The organism is Bartonella sp. HY761, from assembly GCF_026743145.1.
Lineage (GTDB): Bacteria > Pseudomonadota > Alphaproteobacteria > Rhizobiales > Rhizobiaceae > HY038.
Genome location: NZ_CP104887.1, coordinates 865,635 through 877,889 on the forward strand (window position 1 = coordinate 865,635; position 12,255 = coordinate 877,889).

11 protein-coding genes are annotated in these 12,255 nt (G+C 41.7%); 4 read left to right on the plus strand and 7 right to left on the minus strand.

Annotation, left to right across the window (positions count from 1 at the left end):
* Positions 1 to 73 precede the first annotated feature (73 nt).
* From N6A79_RS03600 to N6A79_RS03615, 4 genes are all read left to right on the plus strand, one after another.
* Positions 74 to 1,942 (plus strand): tetratricopeptide repeat protein, encoded by a 1,869-nt coding sequence (locus N6A79_RS03600; protein WP_268547027.1) that lies wholly within the window; start codon positions 74 to 76, stop codon positions 1,940 to 1,942.
* Positions 1,943 to 2,179: 237 nt separating this feature from the next.
* Positions 2,180 to 3,151, plus strand: coding sequence for a glycine--tRNA ligase subunit alpha (locus N6A79_RS03605; protein ID WP_268547534.1), 972 nt, complete (start codon positions 2,180 to 2,182; stop codon positions 3,149 to 3,151).
* A complete protein-coding gene (glyS, locus tag N6A79_RS03610; protein ID WP_268547028.1) occupies positions 3,151 to 5,433 on the plus strand; it encodes a glycine--tRNA ligase subunit beta in 2,283 nt (760 codons plus the stop codon). Before N6A79_RS03605 ends, glyS begins: the two co-directional genes overlap by 1 nt.
* 189 nt (positions 5,434 to 5,622) lie before the next feature.
* Entirely contained in the window at positions 5,623 to 6,693 is a 1,071-nt protein-coding gene (locus N6A79_RS03615; protein ID WP_268547030.1) for an alpha/beta hydrolase family protein, read from the plus strand.
* A gap of 78 nt (positions 6,694 to 6,771) precedes the next feature.
* On the opposite strand, the gene N6A79_RS03620 is transcribed toward N6A79_RS03615, so the two are convergent.
* The 7 genes from N6A79_RS03620 to lepB all read right to left on the minus strand — a co-directional run bounded on the left by N6A79_RS03620 (position 6,772) and on the right by lepB (position 12,233).
* On the minus strand, positions 6,772 to 7,326 hold the full coding sequence (locus N6A79_RS03620; protein ID WP_268547031.1) for a copper chaperone PCu(A)C: 555 nt from the start codon (positions 7,324 to 7,326) through the stop codon (positions 6,772 to 6,774).
* 28 nt (positions 7,327 to 7,354) lie between these two features.
* Positions 7,355 to 7,756 (minus strand): hypothetical protein, encoded by a 402-nt coding sequence (locus tag N6A79_RS03625; RefSeq protein WP_268547032.1) that lies wholly within the window; start codon positions 7,754 to 7,756, stop codon positions 7,355 to 7,357.
* Positions 7,757 to 7,923: 167 nt separating this feature from the next.
* A complete protein-coding gene (panC, locus tag N6A79_RS03630) occupies positions 7,924 to 8,772 on the minus strand; it encodes a pantoate--beta-alanine ligase (protein ID WP_268547033.1) in 849 nt (282 codons plus the stop codon).
* 85 nt (positions 8,773 to 8,857) lie between these two features.
* Positions 8,858 to 9,589, minus strand: a complete 732-nt coding sequence (gene recO, locus N6A79_RS03635; protein WP_182418953.1) for a DNA repair protein RecO — start codon at positions 9,587 to 9,589, stop codon at positions 8,858 to 8,860.
* Between the two features lie 161 nt (positions 9,590 to 9,750).
* Positions 9,751 to 10,662, minus strand: a complete 912-nt coding sequence (gene era, locus N6A79_RS03640; protein WP_268547034.1) for a GTPase Era — start codon at positions 10,660 to 10,662, stop codon at positions 9,751 to 9,753.
* 8 nt (positions 10,663 to 10,670) lie between these two features.
* Positions 10,671 to 11,372: a ribonuclease III gene (gene rnc / locus N6A79_RS03645; protein ID WP_268547035.1), complete on the minus strand. Its 702-nt coding sequence runs from the start codon at positions 11,370 to 11,372 to the stop codon at positions 10,671 to 10,673.
* A gap of 21 nt (positions 11,373 to 11,393) precedes the next feature.
* Positions 11,394 to 12,233 carry a signal peptidase I gene (gene lepB, locus N6A79_RS03650; protein WP_268547036.1) on the minus strand — a complete coding sequence of 280 codons (840 nt, stop codon included), beginning with the start codon at positions 12,231 to 12,233 and terminating at the stop codon, positions 11,394 to 11,396.
* Positions 12,234 to 12,255 lie beyond the last annotated feature (22 nt).

The following is a 12,255-nucleotide window of genomic DNA, read 5'->3' on the forward strand; positions in this document are numbered from 1 at the left end:
GTTTGTATATTTTGCAGCAGTTTAAAAATTGATAAAGCTTTAATTATCAATATTGGGAAACAGGGAAAATTCTATGCGGCGCAACATCCTTTCTCGCTCCTACAAGGCGGTTTTAGTTAGTGCATTCTTGTCTAGCCTTTCACTTCCTGCTTTGGCAGCAACGCGGCTCCCCCCTGCAAGATCTTTTTCTGGTGCTTATTTGGCCGGACGCATTGCAATAAGTGATCGTCAGCCGGATATTGCCATTAGCTACCTAAATCAAGCGCTTGATTTTGATCGTAATAGTGTAATGGTGCAACGCGATTTATTTCTCACCTTGATGGCAAATGGTAAATTTAATGAAGCTGTTCCTATTGCTATTTTATTGCGCAATAATAAAGAATTAGAACGTTTTACAAAGCCAGTTATTGCGGCTGATGCTATGAACCGCAAACATTTTAAGCAAGCAATTAGTGTGATGAAATATTCAAATCCTGATTCGCTTGATACCATTACTTGTGGCACTTTTGTTGCTTGGGCAAAATTTGGTCAAGGTCAGCGCCGCGCTGCAATTAATGATATTGTTGGGTTTCAAGGACAAGAATGGTTTCCTTTTTTCAAGAATTACCATTTGGCTTTAATGTATAGTTTAAACGGGCAAAAGGCTGAAGCTGAAAAGGCATTTGCTGCTGCATTAAAAGATCAGGAAAGTGGTGCTGCCTTTCCAGATACTTATGAGCGGGTTATTATTGCCTATGCAAATTTTCAATGGCGCAATAAAAATATACGAGGTGCGATTGAAACCTTATCTAATGGTGAAAAGCTATTATCTGGCCGTGATACTCTTACTAATATGCGTATAGCGGCGCAAAATGGTCAGCAGCCCACAGTTATTGTTCAGTCTGCTAATGATGGTGCAAGTGAAATTATTTATAATATTGGCACTGCTCTTAACCGCGCTAATGCTGAAAATGTTGCAGCTCTTTACTTGCAAATTTCGCTCGCTATGCGTCCTAATAGTGAAGCAACATTATTTCAACTTGGTGACTTATCTGCGAAGACCGAGGATCATAAAAAGGCCATTGAATATTATGGACAGATCAAGCAAGGCTCACCTTATTATCGCGATAGCCAATTACGCTTGGCGTTAAATCTTGCCGATTCAGGACAGGAAGATAAAGCTGTTGAGCTTTTAAATAGTTTGGTCAAACAGTTTGGGGCAGATGAACGGGTCTATACTGGTCTTGCTAGTATTTATATGCAAAAGCAAGATTTTGCCAATACTGTGCAAATATTGGATCGATATTTAAATCAGCTCACCACAACACGCCCTGAAAACTGGCCATTATTTTATCAACGTGCTATTGCCTATGAACGTTTAAAGCTTTGGGATAAGGCCGAACTGGATTTTAATAAAGCATTGGAATTGCAACCCAATCAGCCACAAGTCTTAAACTATCTTGGCTATTCGCTTGTTGATCGTGATATGAAGCTTGATGAAGCTTTAAAAATGCTCAAAAAAGCAGCTGAGTTGCGCCCGCAAGACGGTGCAATTATTGATTCTCTTGGCTGGGCTTATTATAAGCTTGGTCGCTTTGATGATGCTGTGCGTGAGTTAGAACGGGCAGTAAAATTGCGTCCGGAAGATTCAGCAATTAATGACCATTTGGGGGATGCCTATTGGATGGCTGGGCGCAAGCTTGAGGCTACCTTCCAATGGCATCATGCGGCCGATAATAGTAAGATTGAGCCAGATGAGCTAAAAAAAGTTGAACAAAAATTAAAGCACGGCTTAAAGGCTGATGGTAGCATTAATGAAAAGCCAGATGAAGAACATGCGTCCAGCGATAAGCCGAAAGACGAGCCTGCAGATGCAACCTCAACGCAAGGTACCGCGCCGGCTCAAAGCCAAGGCGAAGATGCGCCTTCACAAGAGCCTTCTAAACCTGATGCAGGTGAATAATTGCCGGCAAATTTGCTTTTGTTCAATTTGATAGATTGAGACGGGCAAAGGAAATTATTACAGAATATAAAGCCTCTTATTTTCAAAATAAGGGGCTTTTTTGTTTCGTAATCGCTCTTTTTTGAAATATCTAAAGTCCCATTTGTCTTTGATATTGTATTGCTTCTATAATTGCATTATGCCAAAAACATTAATGCGAATTTTATAGCAGTTTTTAAAAGGGGTTTTGTTGTGAGCCTGCCCAAAAGTCTTGAACCAAGTCATCAGGATCAAAATTATCTTGATCCAAGCCGGTCCTTTCAGGGACTTATCTTAACGCTCCAAAACTATTGGGCAAAATATGGTTGTGCGATTATGCAACCCTACGACATGGAAGTAGGTGCTGGTACATTTCATCCCGCAACAACTTTGCGCTCTTTGGGGCCGCGCCCTTGGAAAGCTGCTTATGTGCAACCATCACGCCGTCCAACCGATGGGCGCTATGGCGAAAATCCCAACCGCTTACAGCATTATTATCAATTTCAGGTTTTGTTAAAGCCATCACCACCAGATTTGCAAGAGCTATATCTTGGTTCCCTAAATGCTATTGGTCTTAACACCAATTTGCATGATGTGCGCTTTGCCGAGGATGATTGGGAAAGCCCAACGCTTGGCGCATGGGGACTTGGTTGGGAATGCTGGTGCGATGGTATGGAAGTATCGCAATTTACTTACTTTCAGCAAGTATGTGGCGTTGAGTGTTCGCCGGTTTCAGGTGAGCTCACCTATGGTTTGGAGCGTCTTGCTATGTATCTGCAAGGGGTTGAAAATGTTTATGACCTTAATTTTAATGGTCGTGAAGGCGATGAGAAAATCACTTATGGTGATGTATTCTTGCAATCGGAAAGAGAGTTTTCAAAGTTTAATTTTGAAATAGCCGATACTGAAATATTGCATCGCCATTTTATTGATGCCGAAAAGGAATGCGCGGCTATTCTTGACGCCAGTAAGCCTTTGGAAGAGGGCGGTTTACATCGTTGTGTTTTCCCAGCCTATGATCAATGTATCAAAGCCAGCCATATTTTTAATCTCTTACAGGCGCGCGGAGTCATTTCTGTAACCGAGCGACAAAGCTATATTTTGCGTGTACGTGATCTTGCTCGCCGGTGTGGCGAAGCATTTTTGCAAACCGAAGCTGGTGGCGCCAATTATAATCGTGGAGATCTATAATGCCCGACTTATTAATTGAATTATTTTCTGAAGAAATTCCTGCGCGCATGCAAAAAAAAGCAGCAGCAGATTTGAAAAAAATGGTGACTGACCGTTTGGTTGATGCGGGTCTTACCTATGAAGCCGCGCGTGAATATTATACGCCGCGCCGCCTTGCTTTGGATTTGCGCGGCCTTACTGCAAAATCACGAGATATTGCTGAAGAGCGTAAAGGCCCATCGGTTAAAGCACCAGAGGCCGCCATTGCTGGCTTTTTACGCTCAAGTGGTCTTGATGATATTTCACAAGCTGAAATTGTTAATGATCCTAAAAAAGGCGACTTTTATGTAGCCAAAATAAACAAGCCTGGCCGTAAAGCTGAGGATATTATTGCTGAAATAATGCCTGATATTATTCGCAATTTTCCTTGGCCCAAATCTATGCGTTGGGGTAATGGCAATTTGCGTTGGGTGCGGCCTTTACATTCGATTATTTGTTTGTTTGGCCCTGAAATTGGCGAAACAGAAATAGTCGATTTTGAAGTTGATGGTATTACAAGTAGCAACTTCACCTATGGCCACCGTTTCTTAAGTAACGGTGAACCCATTACCGTGCGCCGCTTTGAAGATTACGTCACCAAGCTTGAAAACGCTAAGGTTATTCTTGATGCCGAGCGCCGCCGCGAAATTGTTTTGGCAGATGCTCGTAATCTTTGCTTTGCTAAGGGGCTTGAGCTAGTTGAAGATGAGCAACTTGCTGATGAGGTTGCAGGTCTTGTTGAGTGGCCAGTTGTTTTGATGAGTGAGTTTGAGCCTGAATTTTTGGCTATTCCGCCAGAGATTGTTCGGCTTACTATCCGTACCAATCAAAAATGCTTTGTGACCCGTCCACGCGGCGAAACCGAAGCTTTGTCTAACCATTTTATTCTTGTGTCCAATATTGAAGCGACTGATAATGGCCAAGAAATCGTTAAGGGTAATGCACGTGTTGTGCGCGCTCGCCTTTCCGATGCGCTTTATTTCTGGCACACGGATCAAGCTGATTTGCCAGATTTAAATAAGCTTAGCTTATCAGCCAACCGCTTAGGGCTCGACCTTCAAAAGCCGCTAGATCAAAGAATGGCGCGTCTTGACCATTTACATGTGACTTTCCATGCAAAACTTGGCACGCAAGGCAACCGTGTTACGCGCATTGCCGCGCTTGCACAGGAAATTGCACCATTATTGTCGGCTGATCCGCAAACCGCTCGCCGGGCTGCTTTGCTAGCGAAAGCAGATTTGCAAACCGAAGCCGTTGGCGAATTTCCAGAATTACAAGGCGTTATGGGGCGTAAATATGCAACCTTGCAAGGTGAGAGCGAAGAAGTTGCCCGCGCTATTGAAGAACATTATAAGCCTATTGGTCCAACAGATAGCGTTCCCCACTCGCTTATATCTATTGCGGTAGCGCTTGCTGACAAAATTGACACGCTTTGCGGCTTTTGGTTCATTGATGAAAAGCCAACAGGCTCAAAAGATCCATATTCATTGCGTCGTGCAGCAATTGGTGTGATCCGTTTAGTTTTAGCTAAAGAAAAGCAAATCAATCTGTTACCTTTGCTACGCTTTGCTTTTAACCTGCATATGCGCTCCCATATTGAAAATGCTCTTTTTGCCTATGAAGCCAATTTGCGCGGCGAAAAATCTGGTGAGGTTGATGGTAACCAAGACTTTGACAATGCGTTGCGAATGGAAGAAGATCGCATCACCCAAGATTTAAATGCCAAAATTGAGCCAATCATTGTTGATCTACTTAGCTTCATGCATGAGCGTTTTAAAGTCCACATCAAGGATGAAGGCGCACGGTATGATGCAATTGATGCCGTGTTAACTCCGCTTGCTGATGACTTATTACAGGTTGCACGCCGTATTGAGTCATTGATTGTATTTATTAATACTGATGACGGTGGCAATTTGCTAGCAGGTACCAAGCGTGCAGTTAATATTCTTGAAGCTGAAAAGAAAAAGAATACTCAAATTGCTGATCATGTGGACCCAAGCTTGTTGATTGAGAGCCAAGAAAAGGCACTTTATCAAGCGGTGCAAAAATGTGAACAAGAGGTTGCCCGCTTCATGAGTGAGAATAACTATGTCATGTCTTTGGCAAGTCTTGCTCAACTCCGTGCGCCAGTTGATGCGTTCTTTGACGATGTTTTGGTCAATGATGAAAACATTGCCATTCGCGCTAATCGCCTTGCCTTGCTTGAGTGCATTCAAAAATTAACCGCTCAACTTGCTGATTTTAGCAAATTGGTTGTTGCTTAATAAATGCTGTAATGCAGAAAATAGTAAAATATAAACTGGAATAGTTGTAAATTATTAAATCCAGTTTAAAATAAAAAAAGTAGTTTTGTTAATACATCAATAATATTGTAATGTAATTAGCCTATCTATTGCATCATATAAAATAAGCTATTAAAAATCTCTCAAGCTTTAAACTTGAGGGATTTTTTTATGAAAATTATAAAAAAAATATTTTCTATAATCTTGGTAATTTGTGCTGCCATTTATGGTGCTGCTTATGGGCAAAAAATAGCTCATGGCGATTACTCATTGCCAACACGCGATGAAATACCATTTTTAAACCAAGCGCTGGATTATGTAACCCAGATTGTCTCGGCAGATCATTTGTCTTATAAATTATCGCCAGTTAGTTTGCGTGATGCTCATAAGAATTATCCTGCAACAACTTATAAAAAAGTGTTTCAACCAGAAGATACTGGAACACCTCCAGCAGATATTTTTAATCTAATTAATTACCCTGCCAAAGATGGTAATCTTGCCGCTTTTCTTAGTCCTGATCCTAAGGATGGTAAAAAACATCCCGCAGCTATTTGGTTGCATGGTGGCTATGGTGGTATTGGTGATTTTTTCTGGGAAGATATTGAAGCAAGCAATGATCAAAGTGGTAAAGGCTTGCGCGATGCTGGGATTATTATGATGGTACCATCATTTCGCGGCGAAAATCATAATCCTGGAAAATTTGAAATGTTCATGGGTGAATTGGATGATCTGCAATCAGCGCTTGATTATTTAAAAAGCCAACCCTATGTCGATACAGATCGTATTTATCTTATCGGCCACAGTACTGGCGGTACAAATACTTTGCTTGGTAGCGAATATATTGATGGTTTTCGTGCAGCATTCTCATTGGGCGGCATTCCAGACTTGAAACTTCGTTTACAATATGGCCGCATCAGTGTTGGCTTGCCATTTGTTAAAACAGATGAAGCCTTGGCCATTCGCTCGCCGCGTCTGTTTATAAATGATATAAAGTCACCAACTTTTTATTTTGAAGGCAGCGAAGGCTGGTGGGAAGAATTTGAAGAAGTGGCGCGTTATGCCCAAAACAAACAAATTCCATTCTTCATTAATAAAGTTCCCAATGCTGATCATTTTAATTATCTACAGCCAGCCGTTGCATTAATTGCACAAAAAATTAATGCCGATACAGGTGAAGTCAGCAATATTTCATTTTCTGAAGCTGAATTAAATGAAATTTCAAAAAATATTGTGCGGGAATAAATAGACCTATTATGAAAAAACGCGCCGAATGGATTTTTCCATTGGCGCGTTTTTACAAGGTGATAAAAGCAAAAATTATTAATGCTTATGATCGTGAGCTTGTTCAGTCTGATCGTTATTTGGGGTAGGGTGATCGTGGTTCATGCTTTTCGTGTCCATTGCTTCCACTTTAAAATCGACTTCCACTTCACCAGCTTTTTCAAAATAGAGTTTGCCTTTAAATTTTTCGCCCTCTTTCAAACCATTTTTTAAATCCATGAACATGATATGATAGCTGCCAGGCTTAAACTCAATATCGCCGCCAATTGGGATATCAATTCCATCGGTTAAATGGCGCATTTTCATAACGCCATCTACCATAGCCATTTCATGAATTTGCACATCATCAGATAGGTCGGCGGTTACTTTAACTAGCTTATCTGCAACATCACCCTTATTGATAATTTTAAAATAACCACCTGCAACCTTGGCCGTTGGTACTGTAGCGCGTGACCATGGATGGATTATTTCAAGATTACCAGCTTTGTATTCATGTGCTTGCGCCGATACAATTGTAAAAAGGCCTAAAATAATTGCAGCAATGCTACTAAATAGCGTGGTTTTGTTGGCGCTAGCCTTACATAAAAATGTCATTATATTCTCCATAAATAGTTTATTTAATTTAAGTGCTTATATTTATGAAGACGGGCGGTGCACGGGCTTGATTGCTGGCATAATGTACTTCTACGCTATTTGCTGTAATAGGCAGCCATGTAATGAGATGGCCATCAAGACTGTCATGGGCGCAACTGCCTTTGACATTTTGATAGCTTAGGCAAAATGCACATAAAAAGCAGCCCTGCAAACAATGATCAGATTGACTTTGCTGTTTATGACTTTGTGGCGAATGAATATGCGTTGCTGTATTTTGGTCTATATCTTGGCTGCAAATGCTGGTTGCCAAAAATTCTAGGCGATCAAGTTGGCTTCTATGACCAAGTGCTCCGTAGGCCATAAAAATAGCTTGCAATAAAACCGACAGCACTAGCACCATAGATAGCAAAAAATGGTGCTGCTGTTTCATATTAAATCTCGGCTTTGGTGTGCTGTTAGTAGGCAGCCTTTTATTCCTCGCAAGCTTTTGCCATAATAAAAATGGCAAGTCTTAAAATTCAACTTAAATCAAGCTTGTCAGCCCTATCTCTCTTTAAGCGAAATAAACACACTTAAGCAATGCGACAAAAAAACACGCTATAGGGTGAGGATATGTTGATCAATGAGGCGCACTGATCCGAAACGAACGGTTAGCAACAAAACAGCTGCACCAGTCACATTCCCTTCAACATCACTTAACGATTCGCAATCGCGTAAATCAATCGCTTCAATGATACCACGTGGTTCTCTTTGCAATATCTCACGGGTTATTTCTTTAAGCTTTTGGGCACTACGCTCGCCATTTTTAAAGGCCATATCAGCCGCTTGCCAAGATTGTGGGATGATAGCTGCGGCAATACGGTCTTCTGGGGTTAATAATGTATTGCGTGACGAACTTGCCACCATATCGCTATCACGCAAGGTAGGAACGCCGATAATTTTAACTGGAAAAGCAAGATCTCGCACCATGCGTTTGATGATGGTGATTTGTTGATAATCCTTTTCACCAAAATAAGCATAATCGGGTTGGATAATGTTAAATAATTTAGCAACTACAGTGGTTACACCGCGAAAATGCAAAGGGCGCAAAGCTCCCATAAGCATATCAGATAATCCTTCCACCTCCACATGGCTGCAATTGCCACTTGGCCACATTTCCTCAACACTTGGTGCAAAGCAATAATCAACGCCTTCTGCCTCGAGTAAAGTTGCGTCCTTGGCCAAATCACGAGGATAGGCATCAAAATCTTCTTCCGGCCCAAACTGTTTGGGATTAACAAAAATTGACACAACAGTTTTATCGCATTGTGCGAGCGATTGCCGCGCAAGGGTTAGGTGGCCAATATGCAGTGCACCCATTGTTGGCACTAAGCCGATAGTTTCAAATGCATTGCGATTTTGTTGTAAGATTTCGCGTAATTGCATGATTGTTGTAATAATTTGCATATTTGTACTTTGTTCTAGAAATTAAAATTATGGCGCATTTAGTACTGTATTCATCAGTTAAATGCGTTCAAGCCTTGGTAATACTTTATTTTTCGAAAAAACGGTGCAAATGGGTTTGGAATTTTTCGCGCACAATTGGCGGTGCTATGCTGCGTGGTTCCCAAACATGACGGGTTAAAAAAAAGCCAGTTAAAGCAAAACCACTTTTGAAATCGGCTAATTGTGAAGGACGCTTTTGCAAGGAGCATAAAAAATCTGGTAAAAGCAGCAGTTTATCATGCCATGGTAAGCCTGCCTCGCGGCAAACAGCACGCGCAGATTTGGGGGATACATAAATGAGATCTTCTTTTTGTCCGGTAGCTGCACAGGATAAAAGATCGAGCCCGAAGCCAACATCTTCAAGTAAGCGCAACTCAAAACGCAATAATATTTCAGCGAGCATTAAGGGATCATCAGCATAGGATAATAGAAGTTGCAAGGCTTCATAAAGACCGGCATGGGGATCGCGTTCGGGCAAAAGCCGTAAATGTGAAGACACAGTTTGTAAGCCATAAAGGGCAAGCGGCAAATCAATTAAACGAGCAGCGGAAAAATCCAATGTTTCTATCCGAAAACTACCCATATGCTCATTAAGGCGCGCCCACCATTGCACACGTACTTTATTGCCCGGTTGTAGCATTGGCTGCATACGTTTGGAGCGGCCGCCTTTAACTACGCCCAAATGGCGACCATGATGCGGTGTCATGACTTCAACAATGGCGCTGGTTTCACCATGTTGACGCAAGCCCAAAATAATTGCTTCGTCATGCCATTCCATTGGTCATTTAACTTTCGTCATTGCGACTTTGATCTTGCTAATCTTGAAGCTTTTAAAAAATATCAAGCTAGATTTTATATAAAAAAGGCGTAATTAACATCACGCCCCTTTATTCCATTATATAAAGATTTGAAAATGATTTTCCAACTAACGAGCCTTTATTATTTTGAAAAATCAAGACCCATTTCACGGTAACGTTCAGGATCATCACCCCAATTTTCACGCACCTTAACAAAAAGGAAAAGATGGACATTTTGTTCTAAAATTTGTCCAATTTCCTTGCGTGCCGACTGGCCGATGGATTTGATGGTTTCCCCCTTTGCGCCAAGCACAATTTTCTTTTGGCTTTCACGCTCAACAAAGATAACCTGCTCGATTTTTACCGAGCCATCTTTCCGCTCTTCCCAGCGTTCAGTTTCAACGGTGGAAGAATAAGGGATCTCGTCATGTAGGCGCAAATATAGCTTTTCGCGGGTAATTTCAGCCGCAAGTTGACGCATTGGCATATCAGAAATTTGATCTTCAGGATAATACCAAGGACCCTCGGGCAAAGATTCTGCTAAATAATTCAAAATATCCTTACAGCCATAGCCTTTAAGCGCTGAAATCATAAAAGTACGTTCAAATTTTACTCGCTCATTAATTTGTGCGGTTAGCTCCAACAATCTTGGCGGCGGTACACAATCAACTTTATTGAGAATAAGAATTTTTGGGCGATGAAAATTTGCAAGACTATCAATCAAAGCTTCATTATTTTCATTAAGGCCCGCTTGCGCGTCAATTAAAACAAAGGTCATGTCAGCGTCTTTGGCGCCGCCCCAAGCGGTGGTGACCATTGCGCGATCTAAGCGTTTTTTTGGTTTAAAAATACCTGGCGTATCAATAAAAACAATTTGTGCATTATTATGGATAACAATGCCGCGCACCATAGCACGGGTTGTTTGCACCTTATGGGTAACAATTGAAACCTTTGTTCCGACAAGCTGGTTTAAAAGTGTCGATTTTCCTGCATTCGGCGCACCAACTAAGGCGATAAACCCCGAACGTGTCACGCCCTTATCCATATTATCCATTTTTTACTCTATTCTTCATCGTTTTTATTGGTCCACACGCCTTCACGGCATAATAAGCTTTCAGCTGCTGCTCGTTCCGCTAATCGTTTCGAGCCACCCTTGCCACTTGCTGGTGCAAAGCCTGATATACGTACTTCTACCTCAAATATAGGATCGTGGTCAGGCCCTTTACGCTTTAATACACGGTAAAGGGGTTGCGCACCATTTTGTTGGTGCGCCCATTCTTGCAATTCGGTTTTGGCATCGCGTCTTTGCGTTTCGCTTTGGCGCATGCGCTCACCCCAATAACGGTCAACGAAAATCCGTACGCTGTCAAGACCACCATCAAGATAAATACTTGCAATCAAAGCTTCTACCACATCGGCATACATATTGGTAAGGCGGCGACCCTCAAGCACTTTCATCTCTGCCCCCATATGGATAATATCGGGTAGGTTAAGCTCAAAGGCAATTTCACAGCAGGTTTCGGCGTTAACCAGCGAGTTTAACCGCACTGACAATTCTCCCTCGACTGCTTTGGGAAAAGTTTGACAGAGCATTTCTGCAATAACAAGTCCTAAAACGCGATCGCCCAAAAATTCTAAGCGCTCGTAATTGCCAATTTCACTGCTTTGTACACTGGAATGGGTGAGCGCCTTGGTTAAGCGCTCCATATCAGTAAATTTATGTCCAGTAGCTGCCTCTAGGGCAGCAATTTCTTTTTTATTCATTTTGGTTATCCGAAAATGTACCTATTTTTGACCCGTAGGCACATTCTTTATTGTTTGAACAAAGCTAAACATTCGGCTCCAGCGCACATCAAATGGCCAATTCCAAATTTGCCATGCTGATGCACCATTACCAATAGAGAAGAAGATAATATTTGCCCGCCCTACAAGATTTTCATATGGCACTTGTCCTACTGAAAAGCGGCTATCTTCTGAGTTATTACGATTATCACCCATCATAAAATAATGTCCAGGTTGGATGGTAAATACTCTATCCGTATCGCGCCAATAAGGAGAGCCCAGATCAAATGTATTATATTGAACACCATTGTCCATTTTCTCGCGATAAACGCTTACTGGTAGATCCGAGTTAGGGTCGTATAAATGACTTTCTTTAAAAGCCGTGTTAGGCATATCACCAATCACATCAACATCGGTTGTTTCACCAATTTTTGTGCGCTCGACTGGTTTTCCATTGATAATTAGTTGGCCATTTAACACTTGAATGCGGTCGCCGGGTAAACCAACAACGCGCTTGATATAATCATATGATGTATTGCTAGGAAGACGAAATACCAATACGTCACCGCGCTTTGGTTCACTACCCCAAATACGCCCAGAAAAAAGATTGGGGGAAAATGGCAGTGAATATTTGGAATATCCATAGGAATATTTAGAAACAAAGAGATAGTCCCCAACAAGCAGTGTTGGGCGCATGGAGCCAGATGGAATGGTAAATGGTTGAAACAAGAATGTTCTGATGACAAGAGCTATTAGAACAGCTTGCACCACAATACTTAAAATTTCAAAAAAGCCGCCAGATGCTTTTTCATCTGGATTTACCGGCACTTGTTTTTGCGTCATATCTCGCCTATCCGCTCTTGTT

Excerpts from the sequence above, each read along its gene's own strand:
- era (WP_268547034.1), bottom strand. The coding sequence starts at position 10,662 with ATGGATAATATGGATAAGGGCGTGACACGTTCGGGGTTTATCGCCTTA.
- recO (WP_182418953.1), bottom strand. The coding sequence starts at position 9,589 with ATGGAATGGCATGACGAAGCAATTATTTTGGGCTTGCGTCAACATGGT.
- panC (WP_268547033.1), bottom strand. The coding sequence starts at position 8,772 with ATGCAAATTATTACAACAATCATGCAATTACGCGAAATCTTACAACAA.
- N6A79_RS03600 (WP_268547027.1), top strand. The coding sequence starts at position 74 with ATGCGGCGCAACATCCTTTCTCGCTCCTACAAGGCGGTTTTAGTTAGT.
- N6A79_RS03620 (WP_268547031.1), bottom strand. The coding sequence starts at position 7,326 with ATGACATTTTTATGTAAGGCTAGCGCCAACAAAACCACGCTATTTAGT.
- lepB (WP_268547036.1), bottom strand. The coding sequence starts at position 12,233 with ATGACGCAAAAACAAGTGCCGGTAAATCCAGATGAAAAAGCATCTGGC.
- N6A79_RS03615 (WP_268547030.1), top strand. The coding sequence starts at position 5,623 with ATGAAAATTATAAAAAAAATATTTTCTATAATCTTGGTAATTTGTGCT.
- glyS (WP_268547028.1), top strand. The coding sequence starts at position 3,151 with ATGCCCGACTTATTAATTGAATTATTTTCTGAAGAAATTCCTGCGCGC.
- N6A79_RS03625 (WP_268547032.1), bottom strand. The coding sequence starts at position 7,756 with ATGAAACAGCAGCACCATTTTTTGCTATCTATGGTGCTAGTGCTGTCG.
- rnc (WP_268547035.1), bottom strand. The coding sequence starts at position 11,372 with ATGAATAAAAAAGAAATTGCTGCCCTAGAGGCAGCTACTGGACATAAA.